Annotated in this window: 30 protein-coding genes; 9 read left to right on the top strand and 21 right to left on the bottom strand. The window is 72.5% G+C overall.

Going from position 1 to position 26677, the window contains the following annotated elements:
• Positions 1-243 precede the first annotated feature (243 nt).
• From N912_RS0110330 to N912_RS0110310, 5 genes are all read right to left on the bottom strand, one after another.
• The gene (locus tag N912_RS0110330; RefSeq protein WP_028922360.1) at positions 244-1560 is read right to left on the bottom strand and encodes an MFS transporter; all 1317 of its coding nucleotides are present in this window, start codon (positions 1558-1560) and stop codon (positions 244-246) included.
• 80 nt (positions 1561-1640) lie between these two features.
• Positions 1641-1967, bottom strand: a complete 327-nt coding sequence (locus N912_RS0110325; RefSeq protein WP_028922359.1) for a DUF4873 domain-containing protein — start codon at positions 1965-1967, stop codon at positions 1641-1643.
• Complete coding sequence (locus N912_RS0110320; protein WP_028922358.1) at positions 1967-2809, bottom strand: SDR family NAD(P)-dependent oxidoreductase; 843 nt, start codon at positions 2807-2809, stop codon at positions 1967-1969. The genes N912_RS0110325 and N912_RS0110320 overlap by 1 nt, the downstream gene beginning before the upstream one ends.
• Entirely contained in the window at positions 2806-4311 is a 1506-nt protein-coding gene (locus N912_RS50940; RefSeq protein WP_037064125.1) for a flavin-containing monooxygenase, read from the bottom strand. The genes N912_RS0110320 and N912_RS50940 overlap by 4 nt, the downstream gene beginning before the upstream one ends.
• Positions 4308-5234 (bottom strand): AurF N-oxygenase family protein, encoded by a 927-nt coding sequence (locus N912_RS0110310; RefSeq protein ID WP_028922357.1) that lies wholly within the window; start codon positions 5232-5234, stop codon positions 4308-4310. The genes N912_RS50940 and N912_RS0110310 overlap by 4 nt, the downstream gene beginning before the upstream one ends.
• Positions 5235-5370: 136 nt before the next feature.
• On the opposite strand from N912_RS0110310, the gene N912_RS0110305 reads away from it, so the two are divergent.
• Together N912_RS0110305 and N912_RS0110300 are read left to right on the top strand one after the other, a co-directional pair.
• Entirely contained in the window at positions 5371-6051 is a 681-nt protein-coding gene (locus N912_RS0110305) for a TetR/AcrR family transcriptional regulator (protein WP_028922356.1), read from the top strand.
• 5 nt (positions 6052-6056) lie between these two features.
• Positions 6057-7445, top strand: a complete 1389-nt coding sequence (locus N912_RS0110300) for an ABC1 kinase family protein (RefSeq protein ID WP_051580004.1) — start codon at positions 6057-6059, stop codon at positions 7443-7445.
• Here N912_RS0110300 and N912_RS0110295 read toward each other — a convergent pair.
• A complete protein-coding gene (locus tag N912_RS0110295; protein WP_028922354.1) occupies positions 7442-7999 on the bottom strand; it encodes a class I SAM-dependent methyltransferase in 558 nt (185 codons plus the stop codon). The genes N912_RS0110300 and N912_RS0110295 overlap by 4 nt on opposite strands.
• Before the next feature lie 101 nt (positions 8000-8100).
• Here N912_RS0110295 and N912_RS0110290 point away from each other — a divergent pair, with 101 nt between their 5' ends.
• Both N912_RS0110290 and N912_RS50935 read left to right on the top strand, forming a co-directional pair.
• Positions 8101-8868 (top strand): helix-turn-helix domain-containing protein, encoded by a 768-nt coding sequence (locus tag N912_RS0110290; protein ID WP_028922353.1) that lies wholly within the window; start codon positions 8101-8103, stop codon positions 8866-8868.
• A gap of 9 nt (positions 8869-8877) precedes the next feature.
• Positions 8878-10314 (top strand): FAD-dependent oxidoreductase, encoded by a 1437-nt coding sequence (locus N912_RS50935; protein ID WP_051580003.1) that lies wholly within the window; start codon positions 8878-8880, stop codon positions 10312-10314.
• Here the strand turns inward: N912_RS50935 and N912_RS0110280 are convergent.
• Genes N912_RS0110280 through N912_RS50905 form a run of 10 tightly spaced genes read right to left on the bottom strand, consistent with a single transcriptional unit; the run spans position 10292 to position 19752 of the window.
• On the bottom strand, positions 10292-11068 hold the full coding sequence (locus N912_RS0110280; protein ID WP_028922352.1) for a class I SAM-dependent methyltransferase: 777 nt from the start codon (positions 11066-11068) through the stop codon (positions 10292-10294). The genes N912_RS50935 and N912_RS0110280 overlap by 23 nt on opposite strands.
• Positions 11065-11613 carry a hypothetical protein gene (locus N912_RS0110275; protein WP_028922351.1) on the bottom strand — a complete coding sequence of 183 codons (549 nt, stop codon included), beginning with the start codon at positions 11611-11613 and terminating at the stop codon, positions 11065-11067. Before N912_RS0110275 ends, N912_RS0110280 begins: the two co-directional genes overlap by 4 nt.
• A gap of 23 nt (positions 11614-11636) precedes the next feature.
• Complete coding sequence (locus N912_RS50930) at positions 11637-12788, bottom strand: MlaD family protein (RefSeq protein ID WP_084210787.1); 1152 nt, start codon at positions 12786-12788, stop codon at positions 11637-11639.
• Positions 12785-13885 (bottom strand): MCE family protein, encoded by a 1101-nt coding sequence (locus tag N912_RS50925; protein WP_051580001.1) that lies wholly within the window; start codon positions 13883-13885, stop codon positions 12785-12787. The genes N912_RS50930 and N912_RS50925 overlap by 4 nt, the downstream gene beginning before the upstream one ends.
• The gene (locus N912_RS50920; RefSeq protein ID WP_156993379.1) at positions 13882-14946 is read right to left on the bottom strand and encodes an MCE family protein; all 1065 of its coding nucleotides are present in this window, start codon (positions 14944-14946) and stop codon (positions 13882-13884) included. The genes N912_RS50925 and N912_RS50920 overlap by 4 nt, the downstream gene beginning before the upstream one ends.
• Positions 14946-15929 (bottom strand): MCE family protein, encoded by a 984-nt coding sequence (locus N912_RS50915; protein ID WP_084210786.1) that lies wholly within the window; start codon positions 15927-15929, stop codon positions 14946-14948. The genes N912_RS50920 and N912_RS50915 overlap by 1 nt, the downstream gene beginning before the upstream one ends.
• A complete protein-coding gene (locus tag N912_RS0110250; protein ID WP_028922350.1) occupies positions 15929-16942 on the bottom strand; it encodes an MCE family protein in 1014 nt (337 codons plus the stop codon). The genes N912_RS50915 and N912_RS0110250 overlap by 1 nt, the downstream gene beginning before the upstream one ends.
• On the bottom strand, positions 16939-18153 hold the full coding sequence (locus N912_RS60135; RefSeq protein WP_051579998.1) for an MCE family protein: 1215 nt from the start codon (positions 18151-18153) through the stop codon (positions 16939-16941). The genes N912_RS0110250 and N912_RS60135 overlap by 4 nt, the downstream gene beginning before the upstream one ends.
• Before the next feature lie 6 nt (positions 18154-18159).
• The gene (locus N912_RS0110240; protein WP_028922349.1) at positions 18160-19011 is read right to left on the bottom strand and encodes an MlaE family ABC transporter permease; all 852 of its coding nucleotides are present in this window, start codon (positions 19009-19011) and stop codon (positions 18160-18162) included.
• A 9-nt stretch (positions 19012-19020) separates the two neighbouring features.
• Positions 19021-19752, bottom strand: a complete 732-nt coding sequence (locus tag N912_RS50905; RefSeq protein ID WP_084210919.1) for an MlaE family ABC transporter permease — start codon at positions 19750-19752, stop codon at positions 19021-19023.
• Between the two features lie 273 nt (positions 19753-20025).
• Here N912_RS50905 and N912_RS0110230 point away from each other — a divergent pair, with 273 nt between their 5' ends.
• Both N912_RS0110230 and N912_RS0110225 read left to right on the top strand, forming a co-directional pair.
• A complete protein-coding gene (locus N912_RS0110230) occupies positions 20026-20370 on the top strand; it encodes a hypothetical protein (RefSeq protein ID WP_156993376.1) in 345 nt (114 codons plus the stop codon).
• 58 nt (positions 20371-20428) lie between these two features.
• The gene (locus N912_RS0110225) at positions 20429-20764 is read left to right on the top strand and encodes a DUF6247 family protein (protein ID WP_028922347.1); all 336 of its coding nucleotides are present in this window, start codon (positions 20429-20431) and stop codon (positions 20762-20764) included.
• Between the two features lie 253 nt (positions 20765-21017).
• Here the strand turns inward: N912_RS0110225 and N912_RS50900 are convergent, their stop codons facing one another.
• The 5 genes from N912_RS50900 to N912_RS0110200 all read right to left on the bottom strand — a co-directional run bounded on the left by N912_RS50900 (position 21018) and on the right by N912_RS0110200 (position 24390).
• Positions 21018-21743 (bottom strand): TIGR03620 family F420-dependent LLM class oxidoreductase, encoded by a 726-nt coding sequence (locus N912_RS50900; RefSeq protein WP_281176276.1) that lies wholly within the window; start codon positions 21741-21743, stop codon positions 21018-21020.
• Positions 21744-21837: 94 nt separating this feature from the next.
• On the bottom strand, positions 21838-22599 hold the full coding sequence (locus N912_RS0110215; RefSeq protein WP_028922346.1) for an SDR family NAD(P)-dependent oxidoreductase: 762 nt from the start codon (positions 22597-22599) through the stop codon (positions 21838-21840).
• Positions 22600-22608: 9 nt separating this feature from the next.
• A complete protein-coding gene (locus N912_RS0110210) occupies positions 22609-23625 on the bottom strand; it encodes an acetamidase/formamidase family protein (protein ID WP_028922345.1) in 1017 nt (338 codons plus the stop codon).
• A gap of 77 nt (positions 23626-23702) precedes the next feature.
• Positions 23703-24116 (bottom strand): type II toxin-antitoxin system VapC family toxin, encoded by a 414-nt coding sequence (locus tag N912_RS0110205; RefSeq protein ID WP_245645237.1) that lies wholly within the window; start codon positions 24114-24116, stop codon positions 23703-23705.
• Position 24117: 1 nt separating this feature from the next.
• Entirely contained in the window at positions 24118-24390 is a 273-nt protein-coding gene (locus N912_RS0110200) for a type II toxin-antitoxin system Phd/YefM family antitoxin (RefSeq protein ID WP_028922343.1), read from the bottom strand.
• Between the two features lie 115 nt (positions 24391-24505).
• Here N912_RS0110200 and N912_RS50895 point away from each other — a divergent pair, with 115 nt between their 5' ends.
• From N912_RS50895 to N912_RS0110185, 3 genes are read left to right on the top strand one after another with little or no spacing between them, the layout of a single operon-like run.
• On the top strand, positions 24506-24898 hold the full coding sequence (locus tag N912_RS50895) for a GntR family transcriptional regulator (protein ID WP_037064121.1): 393 nt from the start codon (positions 24506-24508) through the stop codon (positions 24896-24898).
• On the top strand, positions 24891-25763 hold the full coding sequence (locus N912_RS0110190) for an ABC transporter ATP-binding protein (protein WP_028922342.1): 873 nt from the start codon (positions 24891-24893) through the stop codon (positions 25761-25763). The genes N912_RS50895 and N912_RS0110190 overlap by 8 nt, the downstream gene beginning before the upstream one ends.
• Positions 25760-26665 carry a hypothetical protein gene (locus N912_RS0110185; RefSeq protein WP_028922341.1) on the top strand — a complete coding sequence of 302 codons (906 nt, stop codon included), beginning with the start codon at positions 25760-25762 and terminating at the stop codon, positions 26663-26665. The genes N912_RS0110190 and N912_RS0110185 overlap by 4 nt, the downstream gene beginning before the upstream one ends.
• Positions 26666-26677: the final 12 nt, after the last annotated feature.

Raw genomic sequence — 26677 nt, 5'->3', positions numbered from 1 at the left:
ACCAGGCCGCCGCCGGAATGGCAGGAGTATTTGATCCAACCGTCGCCCGGGTGTCGTAACCGGGGGCGTGGTTCCGGTCGGCCTCATTGCGCCACCCGTGACCGGATCGGCCGAGGTAATGATCTCGGCGGCGGGGTCAACGGGTACGCCACCCGGGGAGTTTCCCAGGCTTCACGAAGTTCCGCCCGATCGGGTAACCGGCGATGCGCCAACCGGGTGAGGCGGTCGCGCAGCGCTCGCGCGCTACGGGGTGGACCCGGGCTGGCGGGCCGGGCTGCGCCAGAACAGCAGCAGCACCACCGCAAGCAGCTGCGCGCCGATCGGCACGAACAGACCGGCGGTCACCGCAGTGCCGCTCGCGCCCTGGCCGACCAGGTACGGGCCGGCGAACCCGCCCAGGTTGCCGATCGAGTTGACCACGGCCACGCCGACGGCGGCCTGGGTGCGGGAGATGCCGGTGGTGGCCAGCACCCAGAACGGCGGCAGGTAGGCGAACACCCCGATGCCGGCCAGGCACAGCCCGAACAGCGCCACGCTCGGCGTGGTCCGGAACGCGACCACCAGGGCCAGCCCGATCGCGCCCAGCGCGGCCGCCGCGATCACGTGGTAGCGCCGCTCGGTCGCCGCCCGGGACAGCCGCGCGTTGACCAGGATGGCCACCGCCGCGCAGAGGAACGGCACGGTGGCCGTCCAGCCGATCGCGGTGGCCGAGTAGCCGGGGTTGACCTGCTTGACGATCAGCGGCAGGAACAGCGTGAAGCCGTAGCCGCCGGTGCAGGTCATCAGGTAGATCGCGGCCAGGTGCAGCACCCGGCGGTTGCGCAGCGCGGCGAGCTGGGCGCGCACGCCGTGGTCGGTCTCCGGTCCCTGCTCGGCGTCCAGCCGTTCGAGCAGCCAGTCCCGCCTGCGTGGCGCCAGCCAGGACGCGGTGCGCGGGGAGTTCGGCAGCAGGAACAGCGTGACGACGCCGACCAGCACGGCGGGCACCCCGGTCAGCACGAACAGCCAGCGCCAGCCGGAGAGCCCGAACCAGGTGGCGTGGTCCAGGATCACCCCGCCGACCAGGCCACCCACGATGAACGACGTCGGCTGGGCCAGGATGAACCAGCCCAGCGCCACCGCCCTGTCGTGCGCGCGGAACCACCTCGTGAGGTAGAAGACCATCCCGGGAAAGAAGCCGGCCTCCGCCACCCCGAGCAGGAAGCGCAGCACCACCAGCCACCCGTAGTTGGTCACGAACCCGGTCAGGACGGTGACCAGGCCCCACGTGATCATGATCCGGGCGATCCAGATCCGGGCGCCGAACCGGCGCATCAGCAGGTTGCTGGGCACCTCGAAGAAGAAGTACGCGATGAAGAAGATCGCGGCGGCCAGCCCGTACGCGGCCGACTCGATGGCCAGCTCGGTGCCCATGCCGAGCTGCGCGAACCCGATGTTGACCCGGTCCAGGTAGGCCAGCACGTACCCGATGAAGATCAGCGGCAGGATGCGCCAGCCGATCTGGGCCACGGTGGCCCGCTGCTCGGCGTCGGTGAGCGCGGCGGTACCTGTGGTGTCCATTGCGACTCCCTTGTCGCCGGGCGGGTGGCTACACCCTGGACCGCCATACCCCATCCAGTCAACGGTTAACCGTGCGTGCGTCAGGGCACCTGTTCGGGGATGTCCAGGTCGAGCGCGAACGGCGGGGTGCTCTCGCCGGTGATCCGGTAGCGGCCCCACAGGTCGGGGTCGGACAGCTCGCCGGGGCGTTCCCCGTTGGGGGTGCGCAGCACCACGTCCGCGCGGTTTCCGCTGACCAGGCGGTCCAGATCGGGGTTGGCCGCGATCCGGCCGTACCAGTGGAAGAACCCGTCGATCGGTTGGAAGAAGCCGCGCAGCTGGACCCTGACGGTCACCGTCTCGCCGCCGACCAGCACCTGGGCCGGGCCGCTGTAGCCGACCTCGTCGTCGTGTTCGTGCTCGGACATCACAAGCCGCCGACGGGGAGGTTGAACCGCCGCGCCAGGCGCACGCCCGTCGCCAGCAGCCGCTGGTAGGACGCGCCGAGCACGCGGGGAATCGCGTCGATCACGTAGGCGTCGGCGCCGATCAGGATGCGCGGCTTGTTGCGCTCGACGCCGCGCAGGATGGTCCGCGCCGCCTCCTCCGGGGTGGTGCGGGCGATCTTGGCGAAGTCGGCGGCGCGCTGCTGGGCGGTGCTGTCGCCGGCGTCGCGCGCGTCGCGGGCGATGTTCGTCCGGATCCCGCCGGGGTGCACGCAGCTCACCCCGACCGGGCGGCGCTCGATGAGCATCTCCTGGCGCAGCGCCTCGGTGAACCCGCGCACCGCGAACTTGGTGGCGTTGTAGGCGCTCTGGGTGGGCACCCCGACGAGGCCGAACACGCTGGACAGGTTCACCAGGTGGCCGTCGCCGGAGGCGATCAGGTGCGGCAGGAACGCCTTGGTGCCGTGCACCACGCCCCAGAAGTTGATCCCGACGATCCAGTCCAGGTCCTGGTAGCTCATCTCCTCGACGGTGGCCATCGCGGCCACGCCGGCGTTGTTCACCACGAGGTTGACGGTGCCGAACTCGGCAGCCACCTCGTCGGCGTGCGCGGTCACCGCCGCCCGGTCCGCCACGTCCAGGCGGTAGCTCTTGGCCTTCGTGCCCAGCTTCTCGCAGGCGGCCGCCGTGTCCGCGACCGCCGCCTCGTCGATGTCGGACAGCGCCAGCCGCGCGCCCTTGCCGGCCAGCTCGATGGCCAGCGCCCGCCCGATGCCGGAGCCCGCCCCCGTGATCACCGCTACCCGATCGGCGAAGTGCTTCATGCTTCCACCTTCTCCCGCTCCGGCCGGCCGGTGTTGGCGGCGACCAGCTCGAAGTCTCCCGGGTGCACGGTGCGGGTGGCCAGCCAGTAGCGCCAGGTCATACCGGGCCAGATGGTCCGGTTCACCCCCTTGGCGTCCAGGTACCAGTTCGTACACCCGCCGGTACTCCAGACGCCCCTGGCCAGCCTGCGCTGGATGTCCCGGTTGAAGTCGGCCTGCGCGCTGGTCCGCACCTCGATGGCGTCCGCACCATGCTTGCGGGTCAGGTCCATCGCGGCCAGCGCGTACCGGATCTGCGACTCGATCATGAAGACCACCGAGTTGTGCCCGAGGCCGGTGTTCGGGCCGAGCAGGAAGAACAGGTTCGGGAAGCCGGAGACGGTGATGCCGAGGTGGGTCTGGATGCCGTGGCTGCGCCACTCGCCGGCCAGGTCGCGGCCGTCGCGGCCCTTGATGTCCAGGTAGTCGAACGAGTCGGTGACGTGGAACCCGGTGCCGTAGATGATGGCGTCCACCTCGTGCTCGACGCCGTCGCCGTCCACGATCGACCGCTCCCGGACCTCGGCGACGCCGGAGGTGACGACCTCGGCGTTCGGGCCGGCCAGCGCCGGGTAGTAGGTGTTGGACATCAGCATCCGCTTGCAGCCCAGGGTGTAGCGCGGCATCAGCTTCTCGCGCAGCTCCGGGTCGCGGACCTGGCGCGCGAGGTGCCGGCGGCCGAGCCGTTCGCCGGCGCGCAGCAGCTCGGGGTGGCCGTTGAGGCCGACCGCGAGCGACTCGTTGAGCCAGTAGACGGCGGAACGGAACAGCCGTCGCGCCGGCGGGAACGCCCGGAACAGCGTCTTCGCCCAACCGGGCAGTGGGCCGTCGGCCTTGGGCAGCACCCACGGCGCGCTGCGCTGGAACAGGGTCAGCTTCGCCACCTGGCCGGCGATCTCCGGCACGAACTGGATGGCGCTCGCGCCGGTCCCGACCACCGCCACCCGCTTGCCGGCCAGCGGGTAGTCGTGGTCCCACTTGGCGGAGTGGAAGGCGGTGCCGGTGAACCGCTCGATGCCGGGCAGCTCGGGGACGTTCGGGATGTGCAGCGCGCCGACGCCGGCGACCAGGAACCGGGCGCGGTACTCCTGCCCGTCGCCGGTGCGCAGCGTCCAGCGGGCCTGGTCGGCGTCCCAGCTCGCGCCGGTGACCTCGGCGCCGAACCTGATGTAGCGGCGCAGCCCGTACTTGTCGGTCAGCCGGCGCAGGTAGTCCCAGATCTCGGCCTGCCCGGAGAACAGCCGCGACCAGTCCGGGTTGCCCTCGAACGAGTAGGAGTACATGTGCGACTGGATGTCACAGGCGCACCCCGGGTAGCTGTTGTCCCGCCAGGTGCCGCCGACGTCGTCGGCCTTCTCCAGGATGACGAAGTCGCGGCGGCCGGCGCGGACCAGCGCCATCCCCATGCCGAGCCCGGAGAACCCGGATCCGACGATCGCGGTCTCGACTTCAACCAGGCTCATCGGCCGGCGCCGAGCAGCAGGGACCGGCGCCACAGCGCCTTGGTCAGCGGTCCCTTGATCATGCCGGCCTCGGTGAGGAAGTTGACCATCCGCTCCCCCATCCAGCGCACGCTCTCCCGGTGGTGCGGGTTGGCCTTGGCCACCTTGCGGGCCTGCTTCGGGTCCAGCCCGACCGCGCGGTACACGTCCGGGTGCAGCATCAGCCGCACCAGCCCGGGCGCGGCCAGCGCCAGGCCCAGCCGGTTGGCGGCCAGCACCACGCGCCCCAGCACGCTGCGCCGCAGGATCGACGTCATCCGGGTCACCTCGGCGCGGGCGAACGAGATGTGCCGCGCCTCCTCCAGCACGTGGATCCGGTTGATCATGCGGATGGTCGGCTGGATGTCCTCGTCGGCCAGCGACTCGCGCTGCAGCCGGTCGGTGACCTCCTCGACCAGCAGGGTGCCGCCGTAGGTGGCAGGGCCGATGGGCAGCAGCAGCGCGAGGTTGAGCAGGTGCCGGAACCACCACGGCGCCAGGTAGGGCTTCACGCCGGACTTCTCGATGCCCCGGCCGAACATGGTGGAGTGCCGGCACTCGTCGGCCACCTCGGTCAGCGCGTACTGGGCGTGCCGGGTGGTCGGGTCGCCGTCGGTGACCACCTTGAGCAACAGGTGCATCAGCGCGACCTCGGCGTAGATGCCGAAGCTGGTGATGCTGATGATCTCGTGCTTGCCCAGCTCGACCCGCTGCTCCGGGCTCAGCCGGTCCCACAGCTCGGTGCCGTAGAGCGAGACCCGGTGCTCGGGCAGGAAGTACTTGTCCTCGGCCAGCGGCGCGGACCAGTCGATGTCGATCTCGGGGTCGTAGGAGCGCGCGGCCGACGACTTGAGCAGCCGCTCGGCGGTCTTCTCCCGACGTGAGATCGGTGTTGTCTCTGTCATGGCCGCTACGCCTCCTTGACCGCGCTCGGTCGCCTCCGCCGTCCATCGGACGGCCACAGTGCAACAATTCTGCTCTATAGTTGCAGCCGGGTGCAAGCGCGGTCGCTGCCGCTCCGGCCTACTCGATAGGGTTGTCATGTCACGGATCACCTCGACAGACCCGGAGGAACGAGGGGTGGACTCCCCGTCGGTGCTGCCGCTCTCGGCCTCGATGCCGGGGATGCCACCGCCACCGCCCGCGTCGCTGGACCCGTTCCTGGATGCGACCTCGCGCTGCTTCGCCCGCTACGGGGTGCGGCGGACCTCCGTACAGGACGTCGCGACCGAGCTGGGCGTGAACCGGACCACCGTGTACCGCCAGGTCGGCAACATCGAGCAGCAGGCCATGCTGTTGGCGGCCAGGGACTCGCACCGGCTGCTCAGCACGCTGCCCGGCCGGATCGAGTTCCCGATCGGCCCCCGCTCGGTGGTGGACCTGATCGCCACCCTGGTCCGCGAGGCGCGGGCGCACCCGGTGCTGGCCAAGATGCTCGCCGACGAGCGCGACCTGATCGGCTCGTTCGTGGCCCGCGACGTGCCGAACCTGCTGGAGCGCACCACGGCGGCGTTCGTGCCGCTGGTCAGCCTGGCCATCGGCACCGGCAACCTGGCACGGCGCGACCCGGTGATGCTGGCCCAGTGGCTGGTGCGGATCACCGCGTCGCTGATCCTGATCGAGCCGCCCGGCGAGCTGGAGGACTTCCTCGGCGAGCTGCTCATCCCGGCGCTCACCCCGCCCGAGCAGCCTCCGACGGCGCGGCGCCGCCGGCCGCGCTGACGCCGGTGCCCGAAACCGCGGCCGGGCCGCCGGCCGAGGCGTTGGGGGTTCGGCGGCCGCCCCTGGACCGGTTCGGGCTGGCGGAGCTGGGTCGGATCGTGGTGGTCTGCGCGGTGCTCGGCGGCGGGCTGCTCCGGGCCTGGCTGCGGTGGGCGCTCGGTCGTCACGGGGGACGCACCCGGGCGGAGGCGCTCTCGGACGGCGCCATCGACGCGTTCGGCCGGCTGGGTCCGATGTTCGTCAAGCTCGGGCAGCTGATGGCGTCCTCGCCGGGGCTGTTCCCGTACCCGCTGAGCGAGGCGGCCGGGCGCTGCCTGGACGACATGCCGCCGTTCCCGGCCGCGCGGGCCAGGCGGCTGGTGGCCGAGGAGCTGGGCCGCCCGGTGTCCGAGCTGTTCGCCGAGTTCGACGACGCGCCGCTGGCCTCGGCCTCCATCGCGCAGGTGCACGCCTGCGTGCTGCCGGACGGCCGGCCCGCCGTGCTCAAGGTCCAGCGCCCGGGCATCGGCCGGCGGATGATCGTCGACCTGCGGATCATGTACCGGCTGGCGCACCGGCTGGACGGGCGGGTGGAGCTGGTCCGGCTGATCAGCCTGGCGGGCATCGTGGAGCAGCTCTACGAGGTGACCTGCCAGGAGCTCAACTTCGCCCTGGAGGCGCGCAACCAGGAGCGCTTCGGCGGCGCCGTCGCCGCGTTCGGGGACAACGAGCACGTGACGGTGCCCGAGGTGCACTGGCGGTACTGCTCGCCGAGGGTGATCTGCATGCAGCGGCTGTACGGCACGCCGCTGGACCGGCCGGCCGAGCTGGCCGCGCGCGGCGTGGACGGCGGGCTGGCGCTGCGGCGCGGGGTGAAGGCCTGGCTGGAGGCGGCGGCGGTGCACGGGCCGTTCCACGGTGACGCGCACGCCGGCAACATCTGGGTGCTCGACGACGGGCGGCTGGCGTTCCTGGACTTCGGCATCATGGGCGAGCTGGCGCCGTGCTGGCGCGCACTGCTGCGCGACGCGCTGTACACCACGGTGTTCGACCGCGACTTCGAGCGGGTGGCGCGCGGGCTGCGCGATCTCGGCGTGCTCGACCCGGAGGTGGGCACCGACGCCCAGCTCGGGCTGGCGCTGCGCACGGTGTTCGGCCCGCTGCTGGACGTCCCGCTGGCCCGGCTGGACACCCGCAAGATCATCGACATGCTGCTGTCCACCGCGCGCCAGTTCAGCGGGGAGAACCCGCCGGAGCTGACCCTGTTCGCCAAGCAGCTGATCTACTTCGAGCGCTACTCGCGCGCGCTCGCGCCCGGCTGGGTGCTGTCCGCCGACCCGTTCGTGCTGCGCAACATCTTCCCCGCGGACGCCGCCGCCCGGGCCGCCGAGCTGGGCGTCCCGATGCCGGACTAGTGGGCGGTGAACGCCAGGATCCCGTCGGCGGGGTGCACGGTGGCCTCGGCGAACCCGGCTTGTTGCAGGCGGCCGGCCAGGGTGGCGGGGTCGAGCACGACCATGGTGTCGCCGATGTGCAGCAGCCGGAACATCAGGCTCGGCTGGCTGTCCACGCCCCGGAACAGCCCGTCCGGGCGCAGCACCCGCCGGGCCTCGGCGAACAGCTTGTCCTGCAGGTCGGGTGAGGGCACGTGGTGCAGCATGGTGAAGCACACGACGGCGGAGAACCTGCCGTCCGGGAACGGCATGCGGGTGCCGTCGCCGTGCACGATCTCCACCCGGTCGCCGAACTCGCCGCGCAGCCCGCGCACCGAGTCGGCGTCGATCTCCAGCGCGGTCAGCCGGGGTACCAGGTCGACCAGCACGCGGGTGGTCGCGCCGAAGCCGGGGCCGATCTCCAGCACGTCGTCGCCGAGGTCGATGCCGTCCAGCGAGGGCGGCAGGTGCTCGGCCACCATGCGCGCCCATCGGCGGGACGCGCAGAGCTTGCGGTGCAGCAGGTTCATCGGCATGCCGGCCAGCCAACCGGGCGCCGGGGTTGGCGGCAATGCGCCCTGACGCCAGACGATATCGAGTTGACGCCAAGGGCAGGGCGGGCGGCAGACTCGGCAGCGTGACGGGTGTGCCCGCGGTGGTGGGGTCGACGGCGATCGTCGTCGGCAGGTACCCGCTGGACACCGGCGCCTGGTTCCCGGCGCACTCGCACCCGCAATCGCAGGTGCTCTGGTCGCCGAGGGGCGTGGTCGGGGTCGCGGTGGCCGACCAGCAGTGGGTGCTGCCGCCGACCAGGGCGCTGTGGATGCCCAGCGGCGTGGTGCACAGGACGGGGGCGTCCCGCAAGGCGCTGCTGACCGGCATCTACCTGGCGGACGGTCACGGCTCGCCGGACTGGCGGCGGCCCACGGTGCTCGCGGCGGGGGCGCTGTTCGCCGAGCTGATCGGCTACCTCGGGCGGGACGACCTGGGCGAGCGGCGGCGCGCACACGCCGAGGCGGTGCTGCTGGACGTGCTGGAGCCGCTGCCCGCAGCCCCGCTGGAGGTGCGCATACCGGCCGATCCCCGTGCCGCGGCCGTGGCGAACGCGCTGCGCGAGGATCCTTCCGACCGGCGCGGCCTGGCCGGGTTCGCCCGGCTGGCCGGCACCAGCCCGCGCACCCTGAGCCGGCTGTTCGTGGCCGAGACCGGCACCAGCTTCGAGCGCTGGCGGACAAACCTGCGGATGTGGACGGCGCTGCCGCTGCTGGCCGAGGGCGAGCCGGTGTCCCGGGTGGCGCACGCCGTGGGCTACGCCACCGCCAGCGCGTTCCTGGCCGCGTTCCGCCGCACGGTGGGGATGCCGCCGGGCGCGTACCTGTCCGAGACGATGTCAGCGTCGGTGTGAGGGGGCGTCATGAAGATCCTGGTGGTCGGTGGGAGCGCGGGCGGCCTGATCGCCGCGATCATGCTCGGGCGGGCGGGTCACGAGGTGGTGGTGCTCGAGCGCGAGCGCCTCGAACCGGCCGCCGACGTGGAGGCCGCCGCGGCCGAGGCGTTCCGCGCCACCGCGCCGCAGCTCGCCCAGCCGCACGTGGTGCTGGCGCTGTGCCGGCAGCTGATGAGCGAGCGGCTGCCCGACGTGTACCGGGCGATGCTCGACGCGGGGGTGGTCGAGGCGTCGCTGGCCTCGCAGATGCCGGCGAGCCTGCCGGACCGCTCCGCCCGGCCGGGCGACGAGCGATTGACGCTGCTCATGACCCGCCGGGCGACGATCGACTGGGTGCTGCGGCGGGCGGCGGCGGTCGAGCCCGGGGTGACGCTGCGCGGCGGCGAGCGGGTGGTCGGGCTGCGGGCCGTGCCCGGTGACCCGCCGAGGGTGGTCGGGGTCCGCACCGAGCGCGCCGAGCTGACCGCCGACCTGGTGCTCGACGCGTCCGGGCGGCGCTCCGCGCTGGACCGGTGGCTGGACGAGCTGGGCGCGCGCCGGTCCACGACGGCGGTGGCCGAGTGCGGGCTGGCCTACTACAGCCGGCAGTACCGGGTGCGCCCCGGCGGGGTGCTCCCGGGGCCGACCACGACGCGCACTGTCGTGCCGCTCGACCAGTTCGTCATCGGGCTCTGGGGTGGCGACAACGACACCATGCAGCTGGGGTTGGTGCCGCTGGCCGTCGACAGGAGGTTCCGCCCCGCGCGCGACCCCGATGTGTTCACCTCGGCGCTGCGCACCGTCCCGTACTACGCCGCGTGGCTGGACGGGCTGGAGCCGATCACCGACGTCGCGGTGATGGGCGGGCTGCACAACACGCTGCGCCGGCTGGTGGTGGACGGGCGGCCGGTGGTGCTCGGGCTGCACGTCATCGGCGACTCGCTGTGCACCACCAACCCGACCTTCGGCCGGGGGCTGAGCATGATCATGCGCAACGTGTCGGACCTGGTCGAGATCCTGGACGAGCACGCCGACGACCCGCTGCTGCAGACCCATGCCGTGGACAGGGCCATCGCCGAGAACATCGAGCCCTGGTTCGCCGACCAGGCCGTCGGCGACGCCGAGCTGCTCGCGCGGCTGCGGCACACGGTGCTCGGCGACCCGGCGCCCCGGCCGGCGCCGTCGGGCGTCGACCGGATCACGTTCGCCGAGCTGCGCAAGGCTTCGCCCGTCGACCCGGTCGCGTTCCGCGGCTACTTCACGGTCATGGGCATGCTCGGGCGGCGACCGGAGGACGTCTACCGGGACGCTCGGGTGATCGCCGCGGTGCGGGGCGCGCTCGCGGAGATGGACGGCGCGCCGCCGATGGCGCAGCCCACGGCGGAGGAGCTGCTCGCGGCGCTCAGCCCGGGCGGCGGGCGTTGACGAACTGGGCCAGGCCGGTGAGGCGCTGGCGGATGTCGACAAGGCCGGCGGTGCGGAGCACGGCGGTCAGCTCGTCGCCGTCGAACAGGCGCAGGCCGTTGAGGTCGGCGAGGAGGGTGCCGGCGGTGCGGATCGGTTCGGTGGACGGGCGGCGGCTGGCCATCAGCGCGATCCGCCCGCCGGGGGCGAGCACGCGGAGCATCTCCGCGAGCACGGTGAACGGCTCGGGCACCAGGTAGAGCGCGGCGTAGCAGCACACCGCGTCGAAGCTGGCGTCCGCGAACGGCAGCCGCCGGGCGTCCGCGCGCAGGTACCCGGCCCTGGGCACCGCGTTGTCGGCGACCGCGCGGGCCAGCATCGGCCGCGACGCGTCCAGCCCGACGACGAGCCCGTCACCGGTCAGCGCCTCGGCGAACGCCCGGGTGAAGTTGCCGGGGCCGCACGCCACGTCGAGCACCCGTCCGTGCCCCTGCTCACCGTCGCCGTCCCTGTCGCCGCCCAGGCCCAAAGCGCGCACCGCGTCGCGCTTTTCCTCGTCCTGCGGGCCCAGCCCGAGCACGGCCGCGAAGCTCGGACGCCACCAGCGCTGGTAGATCGCGGCGACGAAGTTGTTGTGCATCGCCCGCTGGGCCAGGGTGCGCGGCCGGTCGTCGGCGTCGCCGAGCAGGTCCAGGTAGCCGGCGGCGTCGTCCGGCTCGCGCTCCAGCCGGGACGGGTCCAGCAGTGCCCGCACCCCGGCGATCCCGCTCGTCACATGAGCTCCAGCTTCTCCACCAGCCAGCGGCCGTCGTGCCGGGTCAGGGTCATCAGCACCCGGTTGCGGTCCACCCTAGGCTGCGGCGAGACCGCGTTCGTGATCGACTGGTCGACGAAGACCAGCACCGCCACCTGGTCGGGGGAGGCCGAGGAGACGGCGGCCTCCAGCACGGTGCCGGTGGCCTTGGCCTTCGCGTCGGTGATCAGCTGCCGGAGGAGCTTGCTGGCGCCGCCGTACTGGTCCTTGAACTCGCCGGTGGCACCGTCCAGCACGTCGGCGAAGTTGCGGTCGATGTTCTCGTAGTCGTAGCTGGTGACCGTCACGGCGTAGGCCTTGGCGGTGGCCAGCGCCTGGGTGCCGGCGCGCTCGGTGGCCAGGTGGTTGGACAGCAGCAGGCCGCAGGTCGCGGCGGCCGCCAGCGCGAGCGCCAGGACGGCGGCGAGCGCGATCGTGACCGGCATCGACAGCTCGAGTGGGAAACGGCGTCGGCGGCTCGGTGTCTCGGTCTGGTCCGGTGTCTCGACCGTTTCTGTGGTGGTCATCTCTCGCCTCCTGGTCGGGTGCGTCAGCCGCCGTAGTGCCGGGGGCCTCGGGCGCGTTCGTTCGGGTCGGCTCCCGGCGGTGGCCCGGCGGTGTCGTCGCCGCGCGGGCGGGGCACGTTCGCCGAGCCGCGCTGCTGCAGGCGGGGGCCTTCTTGAGTGCAGTACTTGTAGATCCGCGGCGGTGGGCTGCCGTCGATGGTCGGCGACCGGCGCGGGGTGCCGTAGTCGCAGCTCGGGCGGGGGTAGAGGTCGGCGAGCACCTGCGCCTTGCCGTCCTTGACGATCAGCGCGGCGGCCGGGCCGACCCTGGCCAGCTCGGGAAGGAACTGGGAGATCGCCGGCAGCCGGGTGGCCACCACGTGCGTCACCGTGCCCAGGTCGCCGAGCAGGGCGGCCACCGACGGGCCGTCCTCGCGGACCACGTCGTCGATCAGCTTCAGGTGCTCGGGCGTGTCGTCCAGCAGGGTGCGGATGGTGGGGTCGGCGTCGCGCAGCCGCCCGGTCAGGCTCCGGCCGGAGTCGGCGAACTCGCGCAGCTCGGGACGCAGGTCGTTGACGGTGCCCAGCACGATCCGGCCGTTGCGCAGCGTGCTGACGGTCTCCGGCAGCACCTCCTCCAGGCCGGCGAGCAGGAAGTCGCCGCCGTCCAGCGCCCTCGCGATGTCCGGGGCCGAGCCGTTGAAGGCCTTGGACATCTCGTCCACCACGACCGCCACCTTGGCCGGGTCGATCTGGCCGGCGAGGGTGGCGAGATGGTTGACGGTGTCGGTGAACGGCGTGGGCAGCCGGGTGTCGCGCTGGTCGATCACGGCGCCGTCGGCCAGGAACGGGCCGCGCTCGGTGCGGGGGCGGAAGTCCAGGTACTGCTCGCCGGCCGCGGACAGGTTGGCCACCGCGACGTCGGTGTCGGCCGGGATGCGGGTGTCCGGGTCGACGGCCACCACCACCCGCACCCCGCCGGGGCGCAGCTCGATGGCGTTCACCCGCCCGACCGGGTAGCCGCGGTAGGTGACGCCGGAGTGGTCCAGCAGGCCACCGGAGCGGGCCAGGTTGACGGTGATCCGCATCGGGGCGCGGAACGGGTCGATCTGCACCACGGCGACCAGCAGGTAGGTTAGGCCGATCGCGAGCATGGCGAGCACCGCAAGGATCGTGGCCAGTCCTCGGGCTCTCATCGGCCACCGCCCGAGCCGCCCAGGGTGCGGAGCTGGTGCTCCAGGTGTTGGGACAGCGAGCGGCCGCCGTCGACGAGGTCGTCCGGGCCGGGCAGGTTGTCTCCCGGGCGGGGCAGCGAGATCAACGGCAGGAGGGTGACCTCGGCGTTCATCGCGCCGGACTCGCCCTTGGTGATCCGTTCCACGATCTTGCCGAAGGAGATCACGCTGCGCAGCGAGGGGCCCAGGTAGGGCTTGGTCTGGGCGAACCCGTCGAGGACGGGGCCGAGGTCGCGGATCAGGGCGCGCAGGTCGCGACCGCCGGCGTCGATCAGCCGGTCGCCGGTGTCGGCCAGCCGGCCGGCCGAGCCCAGCGCGCGGGTGAACGCGTCGGTCTGGTCGGCCAGCGTGGCGATGCCGGGGGTGAGGTCGGCGAACGCGGCGTCCACGGTGTCCGAGCGGGCGCGCAGCGTCGCGGTCAGCCGCCGGGTGGACTCCAGCACCCGGTCGATGTCCTGGGTGCGGGCGTTCAGGGTGGCCAGCGTGTCGTGGCCCTGCCCGAGCAGGTGCCCGGTGGTGGCCGCCCGGCCGTCCAGGGCGTCGTTCAGCTCGTGCACGATCGTCTGCAGTTGGACCAGCCCGCCGCCGTTGACCACCGAGGACAGCGAGGCCAGCAGGTCCTCCACGCTGGCGGCGGCCGCCGTGTCCGGCAGGCCGATCACGTCGCCGTCCCGTAGCGGGCGGCCAGGACCGGGCGCGGCCGGCGGGTGCAGTGCGACGAACACCTCGCCCAGCGGTGTGGCCTGGCGCAGCTCGGCGGTGGTCCCCTTCGGCAGTGGGACGTCTGTGCGGACGTCCATGCCGACGCGGGCGGTGTAGTCGACGGCCTCGATCCGCCGCACCCGGCCGATGTCGTCCCCGTTCAGCTTGACGTGCGCGCCGTCCGGCAGGTTCAGGGCGTCGGCGAACACGGCGGTCAGCCGGTACGTCTCGCCCTCGACGGCGCCGCCGGGCAGCGGCAGGTCGGTGGCCGCCACCGAACAGCCGGCCAGCGCTGTGCCGGCAACCGCGCCGGCCGTCACCAGCGCGCACACCAGGCGGATCATCGGGCGGATCACCGGGCACCGCCGAGCAGCAGCTGGCTGAGGCTGTTCGTGACCGGGCTGCCGCCGCCTCCGCCGATGCCCGTGCACACCGCCGGCACCGTGACCCGCTGACAGGCCAGCTGCAGCAGCTGGTGGTCCAGCAGGATCTGGTCCAGCCCGGCGTGCACCCTGGCCCGCCCGCGCTGGGGGTCGATGATCCCGACCAGGTTGTGGAACGTGGTGGGCAGCACGTCCGCCGACTCGGCCAGCTCGCGGGTCCGGCCGGCCATGGTGTGCGCGGTGACGCGCAGGTTGTCGATGGTGTGCCGGGCCGGTCCCCGGTTCTCCGAGATGACCTTGTCCGCTCGGTCCAGCAGCTCGACGGTGTTGTCCAGCACCCGCACCAGGTTGGGTCCCTGCCCGTCGAGCAGCGCGGTGGCCTCGGTGAGGTGGGTGGAGAAGGAGCGGATGGTGGCGTCGTTCTCGGCGGCGGTCTTCGTCAGGTGGTCCACGTTGCGGATCAGCTCGACCAGCTGGTCGCGGTAGTCGGCGCCGACGCTCACGGTGTCGGCTATGCCGCGCAGCGCCGCCCGCAGCTTGTCGCCGTTGCCCTTGAACGTCTCGGCGGCGGTGTCTACGGCGCCGCCCAGCGCGGGGCGGCCTGACTCGGCGGCGGACAACTGGGTCGCGAGGCGGTCGGCGGCGGCGAACACCCTGTCGATCTCCACCGGGGTGCGGGTGCGGTCCAGCGGGATCAGGTCGCCGTCGCGCATCATCGGGCCGCCCCGGTAGGCGGGGGTCAGCTCCACCCGGCGGTCGGTGACCACGGACGGGGACATGGTCACCGCACCGGCGTCGGCGGGGATCTTCGTGCCCGGGTCGATGGCCAGCTCGGCGGTCACGTGGGTGCCGCTGGGCCGGATCCTGGTCACGGTGCCGACCTTGATCCCGAGGATGGTCACGTCGTTGCCCTCGTAGAGCCCGACGGAGTCCCGGAACTGGGCGGTGACCACCATCGGCGCGGGGGTGAACACCCCGCAGCCCGCCGTGGCTACGAGCGCGAGCAACGCCGTCAGCAAAACGAGCAGTCTCATCAGCGACACCCCGGGACCTGGCCGGTTCGGCAAATGATGTTGTCGGGCACGATCGAGTACGGCAGGTAGACGTCCCAGTACGGGCCGTTGCCCAGGCTGTTGTTCAGGTAGCGCCCGGCCGGGGCGAGCAGCTCCAGCGCCCGGTCCACGTCGTCGTCGTAGCGGCGCAGCACGTCGGTGAGCTCGGCGGCGTTGTCCAGCAGCGGGCGGATCTGGCCCTCGTTCTCCGCGAGCAGCCCGCGCAGCTGGTCGGTGAGCGAGGCGGCGTCGGCCAGCAGTCCCCGGATCAGCTCGCGCCGTGCCAGCAACGCCCGTAGCAGCGTGTCGGACTGGCCCATCAGCGAGACGATCTGGGTGCTGCGCCGGTCCAGCAGCTCGGTCACCTGGTCGGTGCTGGCCACCAGGTGGGAGAGCTGCTCGCGCCGCTTGGTGACCACGTCGGAGAGCCGGGTCAGCCCGTCCAGCGCGGCGGTGATCTTCTGACCGTTGCCGCGCAGGTTCGCGCTCACCGAGTCCAGTGCCTGCCGGAACCTGGGTGCGTCCAGGTCCTCCAGCAGCGGGGTGCCGGTCTGGAGCACCTTCTGCAGGTCGTAGGGCACGGAGGTGTGCGCCAGCGGGATGTTCTCGTCGGGCAGCGCGGCGGTGCCGGCCGGGCGCAGCTCCACGTACCGCCCGCCGAGCAGGGTGGCCAGCTTGATCGTCGCGCCGGTGTCGCGGCCCAGCCATACGCCTCGGTCGAGCCGGAACGACACCAGCACGCGGTCGCCGGCCAGCTCGGTGCCGGTCACCTCGCCGACGCCCATGCCGGCGACCCGCACCTCGTCGCCCACCCGCAGCCCGCCGGTGTGCGCGAACTCCGCCGTGTAGCGGGCCTTGCCCAGTCCCAGGGTGCCCACGCTCACCGCCAGCACCACCGCTACCACGGTGACCGCCGTCGCAATCACCCCTACCCAGAACGGGTTCCGCTCCTTTAAAGCCCGCATTACCGACACACCTCGCTGTGCGGATCACCGGGAAGCCCGACCGGGACCGGTGGCAGCCCGGGAGCGGGCGAGATCGTGACGTTGCAGGCGTACAGGTTGAGCCAGGAGCCGTACTGCGTGACCCTGGCCAGCCCGCCGAGGAACCCGGGGAAGCCGCCGAGGGTGTCCCCGAGCGCCCGCTTCTCACCGAGGAACACCTTCGACGCCTCGGTGGCCTTCGCGATGTCCCGCCGCAAATCCGGCCGGACGTCGCCGACCAGGTCGTTCGCGCCGCCGGCGAACGCGCGCAGCCGCCCCAGCGAGCCGAAGATCTGGCCGCTGTCCCGGTTCAGCCCGTCCACCAGCCGCCTGGCCTGCACCAGCAGCTCCCCCAGCTCGGGGTCCTTGGTGGCGAGCTGGTCGAGCACCGCGTTCAGGTTCTCCACCACCTCGCCGATGATCTTGTCGCGGTCCGCGATGTTGTTGGTCAGCTGGGCGGTCTGCTCCAGCAGCGGGCCGATCCGGGGGCCGGAGCCCTGCAGCACCTGCACGATGTTCTCCGAGAGCCGGTTCACGTCCGCCGGCGAGAGCACGGTGAACAGCGGCTCGAAGCCGCCCAGCAGCGCGGACAGGTCGAACGACGGCTCGGTGCGGCTGGCCGGGATGCGCGCGCCGTCGACCAGCGGGCGGGCCCGGCCCTCGCCGGGGACCAGCGCCACGAACCGCTGGCCGACCAGGTTCTGGTAGCGGATGACCACCCGGGTGTTCTCGAACACCGGCTGCTCGGCGCGCACCGACAGGGTGACGAAGGCGCGGGTGCCGACCAGCTCCATGTCGTCCACCCGGCCCACCCTGACGCCGGCGACCCGCACGTTGTCGCCCGGCTTCAGGCCGGAGACGTCGGTGAACTCCGCGGTGTAGGTTCGGGTCTCGCCGCCGGTGGCGTTCACCAGCGTGCCCCAGAGCAGCACCAGCACGGCCAGCGCGGCCGTCCCGAACACGACGAGCTTGACCAGTTCGGCCCGCACGCTCATGACGGCGTCACCACCGTCGTGCCGCGCGCGATCGGTCCGAGCAGGAGCACGCCGGCCGCGCCGACCGGCCTGTCACCAAGCATCGCGCCGATGGTGCGGGCCTCCTCCGGTCCGCCCACGGGACCGACGGTGCCACCGGCTCCCTTGCAGTTGGGGCCGTTCAGCCCGGGGTAGCGCGGGCAGTCGGCGGCGGTGTACGGGGCGAACGGGGTCAGGCTGAACTCCAGCGAGAGCGCCCCGCCGGCCTGCCGGTTCAGCCCGGCGGACAGCGCGGTGGCGCCCTGCCCGAGGCTGGCCAGCGAGCGCGGGATGACCGCGCGCTGCGGGGCCAGCGTGCCCGCGATGCCGGCGCCGTCGCGGACCACCCGGATGATCCGGTCGGAGTTGTCGGACAGGATCCCGTTCACGCCGTCGGCGGTGGTCTCGACCCCGGCCAGCGTCGCGGCCAGCCGGTCGCGTTTCTCCACGATCGTCCGGGTGGTGACCACCGCGTTGTCCACCGTGTCCAGCAGCGCGGGCGCGGCGTCGGCCAGGCCCTGCAGCCCGGTGCCGAGCAGCCGCACGTCGGCGGTGAAGTCGTCGGTGTGCCCGTTCAGGGTGGTCAGGTAGGGGTCCAGCCGGTCGATGATCGAGCCGATCCGCTGGCCCCGCCCGCGCAGCGCGTCGGCGATGTTCGTCAGCGCGGCGTTCAGCTGGGCCGGGTGCACCGCGCGCAGCACCTTGTCCAGCCGGTTCAGCACGGTCTGCAACTGGACGGTCTGCTCGGACTCGTCGCCGAGGATGACGGCGCCGCGCGCGAGCGGTGCGTTCCCGGGGGCTCGCGGGTCGAGCAGCTCCACGGACGGCGCGCCGAAGATGTTCGTGGGCACCACCCTGGCCGTCACCCCGGCCGGGATGCCCGCCGCCAGCTCCGGCCGCAGCTCCAACTCCAGTTCATGGCTCGGCAACCCCCGCCGGGCCGAGGGCCGCACCCGGACGTCCCCGACGATGCCGACCAGCACCCCGCGCAGCTTGACGTCCGCGCCCGCCCGCACCCCGTCCCCGACGTCGGCGACCAGCGCGGTGGCCGGGAAGCTTCCCCGGAACACCCCCCTGTACTGCATCAACAGCAACACGACCACCACCGCGAGCACTCCGAACGCGACCAGCCCGCGCCGGGCCAGCGCGCCGGTGGACGGCCCGCGACCGGTGACATCGACGACGTAAGGCATCGCCCGTCACCCCGAGATCCGCACGCCGGGGTCGAACCCCCACAGCGCCATGGTGATCAGCATGTCGGTGACGACGATGGCGATGATGCTGTTGCGGATCGCCCTTCCCGAGGCCTGGCCGACGCCCTGCGGCCCGCCCGAGGCGTAGTAGCCGAAGTAGCAGTGGATCAACGTCGCGATGACCACGAACACCACCGCCTTCAACACCGAGTAGAAGATGTCCACCGGCACCAGGAACTCGTGGAAGTAGTGCAGGTACGTGCCCGACGACTGCCCGTACCCCAGCCCGAGCACCAGCTGGGTCGCCAGGTAGTTGCCGCCCATGCCGATCAGGTACAGCGGGATCATGGCCAGGAACGCGGCGATCACCCTGGTGGTGACCAGGTACGGCAGCGGGCGGATGGCCATCGACTCCAGCGCGTCGACCTCCTCGGAGATGCGCATCGAGCCCAGCTGCGCTGTGTAGCGGCAGCCGCCCTGGGAGGCGAACGCCACCGCCGCCACCAGCGGCGCGATCTCGCGGGTGTTGCCGTACGCGGAGACGAACCCGGTCAGCGGCGCGAGCCCGAGGATGTCCAGCGCGTTGAACCCCTCGATGCCCACCGAGGCGCCGGTGAACAGCGCCAGCAGCACCATCACCCCGATCGTGCCGCCGCCCACCACGATCGCCCCGCTGCCCCAGCAGATGTCCCCGAGCAGCCGCAGCACCTCGCCGGGGTAGTAGCGCAGGGTCAGCGGGATCGCCCCCAGCGCCCTGGCCACGAACGTCGCCTGATGCCCGAGCCCGGCCAGCGCGAGGTACGGCCGCCGGGCCGCCGCCGTGGCCACCCGGACGGGTCGGGAGTACGCCTGAGTCATGTCCGCTCCTCAGCCGAGCCGCTGCGGGACGACCGTCGCGTAGATCTCGGTGATCACCACGTTCACCGCGAACAGCAGCACCACCGACAGCACCACCGAGGCGTTCACCGCGTCCGCGACGCCCTTCGGCCCGCCCTTCGCCGTCAGCCCCTTGTAGCAGGCCACCAGCGCCACCAGCACGCCGAACACCGCCGACTTGACCTCCGCCAGCACCAGGTCGGCCGGCTGCGCGAACGCCGCGAACGAGGACACGTAGCTGCCAGGGGTACCGCCCTGGGCGAGCACGTTGAACAGGAACCCGGTGAGCACCCCGGCGAACGCCACCACCCCGCAGAGCAGCATCCCGATCAGGGTCGTGGCCAGCACCCGGGGCACCACCAGCCGCTGCACCGGCGAGATGCCCATCGTCTCCAGCGCGTCGATCTCCTCGCGGATGGTGCGCGCGCCGAGGTCGCTGCAGATCGCCGAGCCGACCGCGCCGGCCAGCAGCAGCGCGACCACGATCGGCGCGCCCTGCCTGATCACCCCGAGCCCGTTGGCCGCCCCCACGAACGAGGTGGCGCCCACCTGCTGGGCCAGGCTGCCGATCTGGATCGAGATGATCACCCCGAACGGCACGGCGACCAGGAGCGTGGGAACCACCGCGACGGAGACCACGAACCACGCCTGGGAGACGAACTCCTTCCACGGGAACCGCCCAGTCACCAGGTACCGCACCGCGTCCAGAGACATGACCAGCATCCGGCCGGCGGTCACGAACGACTCGTGCACCCGGCGTGACACTGTGACCCAGACCCCACCCACACGGGTCCGACCGGAGCGCGCCAAGATGTCCACCCGCGTCCTCCACGTCGAGAAAAGCGCCGGTCGAGCCCGGCTCCACGAGGTTCGCCCGGTACAACTAGCGATCCGCGTCACAGTTACGACAGAGCCACAAATTCGTCATTTTGTTGCTCATGAAGCTGTGTCGTCCCAGGCCTTGCCTGACCGGCGCTGGGCGACGACAGTGGTGCGATGGCTGGATCGACGGCTGGATCGACGGCGGGCCGGGGCCATGGCGGGTCCATGCACTGCCGGGAGTTCACCGAGGCCGAGCTCGCCGAACTGGACCGCGAGGTGGCCGAGCTGGCATGGCGGTGGGCCCGGCGGCTGGTCGGGCTGCGCACCGAGCAGGCGCCGTTCGGCCCGGCGGACCCGCAACTACCGGAGACCGAACGGGCGGCGGCCCACCTGGCGCGGCTGTACGTGCTGGCCAGGGTCCGCAACAGCGCCGACAGCCGGGCCGACGCCGACGCCTTCTACGCCGGCCAGGCCGGCGCCGGCTACCCCGAGATCGCCGCCGCCCTGGGCCTGTCGTAGCGCGTGTCCCTCGGGCGCGGTGGCGCTTCGCCCGGCCGCGGCATCTATCGTGTTCGTCATGGCTTCCCCCGCTGCGGCCTCGGATCCCGCGCCGGGTCCGCCCCCGCCGGATCCACAGGCCATCAGGGCGTGCTTGACGTCGACGCTGGCCGTCGAGTTCGACCGCGAGTGGCGGATTGTGCTGGAACGGGTGAAGCAGTCACAGGACCTCGCCGACCTGCACGAACTGCTGAACAAGTGGCGGCACACCGCCTACATGGAGATGCACGAGCCCGGTTCGTACTACCGGATGCTGGCCAAGGCCGAGCAGATCACGCGCACGGGCGCCAACCCGGACGCCGGGTCGTTCGAGGACATGACGGAGCTGGTACGGCGACGGCAGGCCAGCGCCTGAGGTGTACCGGATCGTCCCCGACCCGCAGACGTTCTCGCAGGTCGCCGCCCTGCCGCGGCAGGCCCTGGACGATTACGCCACGCTCCTGGAAGTCCTCCAGCTCACCCCGTGGAACGGCACCCCGCAGCACGAGGACAACCCCGACGGCGCGGTGCGCCGCTGGGCGTTCGGCCCGGGCCGCGCCGGGCAGGGTGGTGTACCTGATCCTGGAAGAGCCTCAGGAGGTCCACCTTCTGCTCGTCCAGTGGTGGGGCTAGGCACCACCTGTGTTGATCAGGGCCGGGGCGAGGTGCTCCAGGGTCTGGGCGGCGACCAGCGCGTCCTCCGGGGTGGGGCGTGTCAGGACGTTTTCGCTGGTGAGCGGGTGGATCAGGACGTGATCGGCGCCGGCGTCGATGTGGTGGCGGACGCGGCGGGCGATGGCGGCCTCGTCACCCCGGGCGACGAGGGCGTCGACCAGGCGGTCGCTGAGGCCGTCCGCGAGGTGGTCCGGCCCGTAGCCGAGCCTGGCGAGGTTGCGCGCGTAGACCGAGGAGGGATCGCCGAGGGACCCGAAGTTGGCCCGCACGATCGCCCTGGCCGCGGCCGGGTCGCGTTCGAGCACGACGGCCTGGTGGGTCACCAGCAGCCGGTCGGGGCCGAGGGCCTGGCGGGCGCGCTCGGTGTGCTCGACGGGCACCAGGAACGGGAGCGCGCCGTCGGTGCGGTCGCGCGCCAGGTCCAGCATCTTCGGCCCGAGCGCGGCGAGGACCCGGACGAACGGTTGCGGCGGCTCGAGGGACCGGGGGCGCGCGGCGTCCATGTCGTCGAGGTAGCCGCGCATGTGGTCCACCGGCCGGCGGTAGTCGCCCCCGACCAGCTCGACCAGGCCGCGATGGCTCACCCCGACCCCGAGCACGAACCGGCCGGGGTAGGCCTCGGCCAGCGTCGCCGCGCCGGCGTGCATGGCCGCGCCGTGGCGCGCCCAGACGTTCGCGATGCCGGTGTCCCAGGGTCGGCGGCGCCAGCCACACCCCCACCAGGCCCAGCCGCTCCCGCGCCGCCGCCACCAGTCCGGACATTCCCCGCCACCGTCAGAACTGGACGCCTCGGGTGAGGGCGCCGTCCACCACGAGGTTGGTGCCGGTCATGAACGGGACGGCGGGGCTGGCCACGAACACGACGGCGCGCGCGACCTCCTCGGGGTTGGCCATCCGGCCGGTCGGGTTCAGGCCCAGCGCGTGCGCGAACAGGTCCGGGTTGCTCTGCTCGATGTTCTCCCAGACGCCGCCGGGGAAGTAGACGTTGCCGGGCGAGACGGTGTTCGCCCGGATGCCCTTGGCGGCCAGCTGGTACGCCAGGCCCTGGATGTAGTGGATCAGCGCGGCCTTGAACGTGCCGTACGGGCCGGCGGCGAAGTCGATCTCACGGCCGGACACGCTGGACACCGCGACCACGGAGGCGGCGTCGCTGCGCTCCAGGTAGGGCAGGGCGGCGGTCACCAGGCGCACGGTGTGCATCAGGTCGACCTCGAACTCGGCGCGCCAGCTGTCCGCATCGTCCGGGATGGCCAGCGCGCTCACGTTGGCCACCAGGACGTCCAGCCCGCCCAGCTCGGCGGCGGTGTCGGTCACCCAGGCGGCCAGCGCGGCCTCGTCGGCCACGTCCAGCGCGCGCCCGCTGGCCCGCCCGCCGCGCGCGGCCAGCGCCTCCACGGTGGCCTTCACCTCGTCGGCGTTGCGGGCGCAGATGGCCACCTGGGCGCCCTCGTCGGCGAACGTCTCCGCGATCCGCCTGCCGATGCCCTTGCTGCCGCCGGTGACCAGCACCCGCCGGTCCTTTAGTCCGAGATCCATGTGCAGCTCCTATCTCTGGCCGGCGGCCTGTTCGCGCAGGTAGGCGTGCATGCCGCCGAACGCTCGCACCGGCGGCAGCAGCGACTTGGCCACCTTGGTGACCGCGCTGTAGTTGACGTCGCAGACGTTGGCCAGCGGGCATTCCGCGATCTGGGTGAGCAGCTCGTAGGCGTCCAGCCGGTCCAGTCCGAGCAGCTCGCCCAGCCAGTCGATCATCTCCACCTGGCTGGCCCGCCAGGCGTCCTCCAGCGGCCGCGCCGAGCCGACCACCATGATCGCGTCGTCGGACTCGATCCGGGGCCAGGCGGGGGTGCGGGCTCCGTTCGCCCCGGACTTGATCAGCTCCACCAGCAGCGTGGTGTTCATGGCGCCTTCCACCGCCGTGCCGCAGGCCTCGCCCTCGCCCTGCCGGTAGTGCCCGTCGCCGATGGAGAACAGCGCGCCCGGCACGTTCACGCCCAGGTAACAGGTCACGCCCGCGCGCATCTCCGGGGTGTCCATGTTGCCGCCGAACGTGTCGGGCACCAGCGAGGAGCGGACCTCGCGGGCGGGCGGGGCGACCCCGACGGTGCCGTGCATCGGGTCGATCGGCAGGTCGATGCTCGGGCCGTCGCCGTGCGGTTGGAACGTGACGGTGCCGCGGGCCCGGTCCAGGTGGTAGATCCAGGTGCGCTCGGGCAGCGGCTCCTGCAGGGTGGCTGTGCGGTCGGTGCCGGTCAGGCCGCCGAAGAACGGGATCGTGCTGGACGCCGCCCAGTCCCTGGCCGGCTCGATGCTCACGAAGTGCACCGCCAGCGTGTCGCCGGGCTCGGCGCCCTCGACGTGGAACGGCCCGGTCTGCGGGTTGACGTCCGGCATCTGTAAGGACGCGGTGGGCAGGTCGTCCACCGACCGGATCCGCCCGGCGAAGGCGTCCTCGGTCCACAGCTTGAGCACCGTGCCCGGCGTCACCGTGGCCACCGGCGCGACGCCGCCGAACGTCCACGCGTACTGCTCACGCTCCGGCCGGAACTCCACCACGTCCATGCCGCGCTCCCTCCGGCCGCTTCGTTGCGCGTTCAGCTTCTCGGGTCCGGCAGCCACCCGCAAGCCGGCTCGCCCGGTCAGCCCGACGGTGATCGAACCGGCAGGCCGAGCGTCTCCGCGCAGCCCCGCAGGCGGCGGTCGTAGGTCACGAACGCGCTCAGCCTGCCGCCGAACACGGCCCGTGCGGTCGCCAGGTGGATCGCGTCGAGCGAGCGGAGGGTGCGTTCGGGATACGCCGCGGCCGTGGACCTGACCAGGTCGTCGATCTCGTAGCGGGCAACCCGTGACAGCAGCGCCGGCACGTCACCGAGCAACTCCGGCTCGGTACGGCGCAACGCCCTGGGCAGCTCGACCTCGGCAAGCGTGGAGGACACCAGCATGGCGTCGGCTCGCGTATCGAGCCAGTCGGCCAGCGCGTCGCTCTCCGGCTCCCGCCGCACCAGCTTGACCAGCGCGGCGGTGTCCAGGTAGATCAGGTCGGCACTCGGCACGCTAGAACCGCTCGTCGTCGCGCATCTCGCGAAGCAGCTCCCCGGCCTCGTGATCGGTACGAACCGGGCCCGACGGTCGCGGGACCGGCCCGCTGGCGGTGGCCGGGTGAAGTTTGCCCGACGCGATCAGCTCGGCGAGCGGACTCACCTGGGCCGGGATCAAGCGAGCGATGACCGCGCCCCGCTCCGTGATGTCGATCTGTTCGCCACGCTTGACCCTGGCCAGGACACCGGCGGTGTTCTGGTTCAGGTCGCGTACCGGCACCTCGGACACGGCGAGAAGCGTACTACGACCGTGTACTACATCGTTACCCGGGTTCGGGCTTGACAGTCGATCCGCCGCGCCACCACCATTCCACTAATTACTTAGTGAAAGCAGGTTGGCCGGGGTGGAGTTCCGGATCGAGCGGCGGTCGGGGGTGCCGACGTACCTGCAGATCGTGGCGCAGGTCACGCAGGCGCTTCGGTTGGGCACGTTGCGACCGGGCGACCGGCTGCCCACCGCGAAGGAGGTCGTGGCCGCCACCGCCGTCAACCCGAACACGGTGCTCAAGGCGTATCGGGAGCTGGAACGCGAAGGCCTGGTGCGGCCGAGGCCCGGCCTGGGCACGTTCGTGCTGCGGTCGCTGGCCCGGCCGGGGACGGACGGGGACGAACGGCTGCGCGCGGAGCTGGACGCCTGGATGGCGCGGGCGCGCGCGGCCGGGCTGGCGCGCGAGGACGTGGACGCGCTGGTCGCCGACGTACGGGACGGACACTACGGAGGGGGAACGGATGAATGACGGCGGGCCCGCGCTACGGCTCGAACGGGTGGCCAAGCGGTTCGGCCGCCGGCACTGGGCGTTGCGGGAGGCCACGGTGGAGCTGCCCGCCGGCCGGGTCGCGGCGCTGGTCGGCCCCAACGGGGCGGGCAAGACCACGCTGTTGATGCTGGCCACCGGGCTGTTGGAGCCCACCGGCGGCCGGGTGGAGGTGTTCGGCGAGCCGATCGACCGCCGCCGGATGCCCGCCGAGATGAGCTTCCTGGCGCAGGACAAGCCGCTCTACCCCGGGTTCCGGGTCGCCGAGATGCTCCGCGCCGCCGCGGTGCTCAACCGGGGCGGGCGGTGGGACGCCGGCTACGCGCGCTCGCTGGTGGCGGCCGCCGGCATCGGCCCTCGGCAGCGCATCCGGGAGCTGTCCCCCGGCCAGCGCGCCCGGGTCGCGCTGGCCGTCGCGCTCGGCCGCCGGCCGTCGCTGCTGCTGCTCGACGAGCCGCTGGCCGAGCTCGACCCGCTGGCCCGGCGCGACGTGATGGGCACCCTGCTCGGCGAGGTCGCCGAGTCCGGGATGGCCGTGTTGATGTCCTCGCACGTGCTCGCCGACCTCGAGGACGCCTGCGACCACCTGGTCGTGCTCCGCGACGGCGCCGTGACGCTCGCCGGCGACATCGACGCGCTGCTGGCCGGCCATTCCCACGTCACCGGGCCGGCCGACGCCTCCGCGCTGGACCCCGCCACGGTGGTGCACCACGTGACGCGCGGCCGGCAGACCTCGGCCCTGATCCACGGCACGGCGGCCCCGGCGGGCTACCGGCGCGGCACCCCGACCCTGGACGACCTGGTCATGGGCTATCTGCGGGCGCCGGGCCGGGAGGAGGTCGCATGATCTGGCTGGTCTGGCGCCGCCAGCGCACCGCGCTGCTGCTCAGCGCCGCGATCCTGCTGCTCGCCGCCGTGACGCTCACCGTGGGCCACATCGTGCTCGTCACGGACGCGTCGAGCCTCGGCGTCCGGGCCTGCCTGGACGCGCCGAGGTGCCGCGACGTGAACCTCGCGTTCATGAGCCCCTACCCGGGCTTCGGCGGGGTCGCGCGGATCGGGCTGTGGGCGGTCGCGCCGCTGGTCGGATGGATCTGCGGGGTCGGGCTCTACGGGCGCGAGCTGCAACAGCGGACGCACCTGCTGGCGCTGACCCAGCGGACCTCCCGGCTCCGGTGGTGGGCCGCCTCGTTGACCGTCGTCATCCCGCCGGCGCTCGGCATGGCCGCGCTCACCGCGCTCGCCGGCTGGGCGCTGCGCCCGTTCGACTCGCTCTCGCCCGCGGCGCGCATCAAGCCGCTGCAGTTCGACATCACCGGGGTGGCCCCGGTCGGCTCGCTGCTGCTGGCGTTCGCGATCGCCGCCGCCGCCGGGGCGCTGCTGCGCGGCACCATGACCGCGACCGTCGCCACCGTCCTGGCCTGGAGCGCCATCTTCCTGGCCGTCCTGCTGACCCGCTACGACTACCTGCCCGACCGCGGGTCACCGTTCCGGCCGTCATCGACGAGAAGGGGAACTTCTTCGCGGTTCCCGACGATGCCTTCGGCCGGAGCTTCGGCTACAAGGCCGGCAGCTTCGAGATATCTCTCGACGAGGCCGGCTTTTTCTGCTCAGAACTGTCATGGCGACAAGACTGCCTGCGGGCCGCCGGCATCACCCAGGTCTACAAGAACTACCAGCCCGACGCCCACTACTGGCCGCTGCAGGCCATCACCTCGGCGCTGTTCGTCGCCCTCGCCGCGCTGGTGACCTGGCTCGGGT

This window comes from Actinospineispora acaciae DSM 45401 (assembly GCF_000620785.1).
Lineage (GTDB): Bacteria > Actinomycetota > Actinomycetes > Mycobacteriales > Pseudonocardiaceae > Pseudonocardia > Pseudonocardia acaciae.
Note: the sequence above shows the minus strand (reverse complement) of the source record. Positions and strands in the feature narration are given on the sequence as shown.

Coding starts and splice junctions, on each gene's coding strand:
- N912_RS0110295 (WP_028922354.1), bottom strand. CDS start 7,999: ATGCCGATGAACCTGCTGCACCGCAAGCTCTGCGCGTCCCGCCGATGG.
- N912_RS0110325 (WP_028922359.1), bottom strand. CDS start 1,967: ATGTCCGAGCACGAACACGACGACGAGGTCGGCTACAGCGGCCCGGCC.
- N912_RS0110185 (WP_028922341.1), top strand. CDS start 25,760: ATGATCTGGCTGGTCTGGCGCCGCCAGCGCACCGCGCTGCTGCTCAGC.
- N912_RS0110250 (WP_028922350.1), bottom strand. CDS start 16,942: ATGAGCGTGCGGGCCGAACTGGTCAAGCTCGTCGTGTTCGGGACGGCC.
- N912_RS50905 (WP_084210919.1), bottom strand. CDS start 19,752: ATGCTGGTCATGTCTCTGGACGCGGTGCGGTACCTGGTGACTGGGCGG.
- N912_RS50940 (WP_037064125.1), bottom strand. CDS start 4,311: ATGAGCCTGGTTGAAGTCGAGACCGCGATCGTCGGATCCGGGTTCTCC.
- N912_RS0110225 (WP_028922347.1), top strand. CDS start 20,429: ATGGCTTCCCCCGCTGCGGCCTCGGATCCCGCGCCGGGTCCGCCCCCG.
- N912_RS0110215 (WP_028922346.1), bottom strand. CDS start 22,599: ATGGATCTCGGACTAAAGGACCGGCGGGTGCTGGTCACCGGCGGCAGC.
- N912_RS0110210 (WP_028922345.1), bottom strand. CDS start 23,625: ATGGACGTGGTGGAGTTCCGGCCGGAGCGTGAGCAGTACGCGTGGACG.
- N912_RS0110305 (WP_028922356.1), top strand. CDS start 5,371: ATGTCACGGATCACCTCGACAGACCCGGAGGAACGAGGGGTGGACTCC.
- N912_RS0110330 (WP_028922360.1), bottom strand. CDS start 1,560: ATGGACACCACAGGTACCGCCGCGCTCACCGACGCCGAGCAGCGGGCC.
- N912_RS60135 (WP_051579998.1), bottom strand. CDS start 18,153: ATGCCTTACGTCGTCGATGTCACCGGTCGCGGGCCGTCCACCGGCGCG.
- N912_RS0110240 (WP_028922349.1), bottom strand. CDS start 19,011: ATGACTCAGGCGTACTCCCGACCCGTCCGGGTGGCCACGGCGGCGGCC.
- N912_RS0110275 (WP_028922351.1), bottom strand. CDS start 11,613: ATGACCACCACAGAAACGGTCGAGACACCGGACCAGACCGAGACACCG.
- N912_RS50930 (WP_084210787.1), bottom strand. CDS start 12,788: ATGAGAGCCCGAGGACTGGCCACGATCCTTGCGGTGCTCGCCATGCTC.
- N912_RS50935 (WP_051580003.1), top strand. CDS start 8,878: ATGAAGATCCTGGTGGTCGGTGGGAGCGCGGGCGGCCTGATCGCCGCG.
- N912_RS50920 (WP_156993379.1), bottom strand. CDS start 14,946: ATGAGACTGCTCGTTTTGCTGACGGCGTTGCTCGCGCTCGTAGCCACG.
- N912_RS0110190 (WP_028922342.1), top strand. CDS start 24,891: ATGAATGACGGCGGGCCCGCGCTACGGCTCGAACGGGTGGCCAAGCGG.
- N912_RS50915 (WP_084210786.1), bottom strand. CDS start 15,929: ATGCGGGCTTTAAAGGAGCGGAACCCGTTCTGGGTAGGGGTGATTGCG.
- N912_RS0110310 (WP_028922357.1), bottom strand. CDS start 5,234: ATGACAGAGACAACACCGATCTCACGTCGGGAGAAGACCGCCGAGCGG.
- N912_RS0110230 (WP_156993376.1), top strand. CDS start 20,026: ATGGCTGGATCGACGGCTGGATCGACGGCGGGCCGGGGCCATGGCGGG.
- N912_RS0110320 (WP_028922358.1), bottom strand. CDS start 2,809: ATGAAGCACTTCGCCGATCGGGTAGCGGTGATCACGGGGGCGGGCTCC.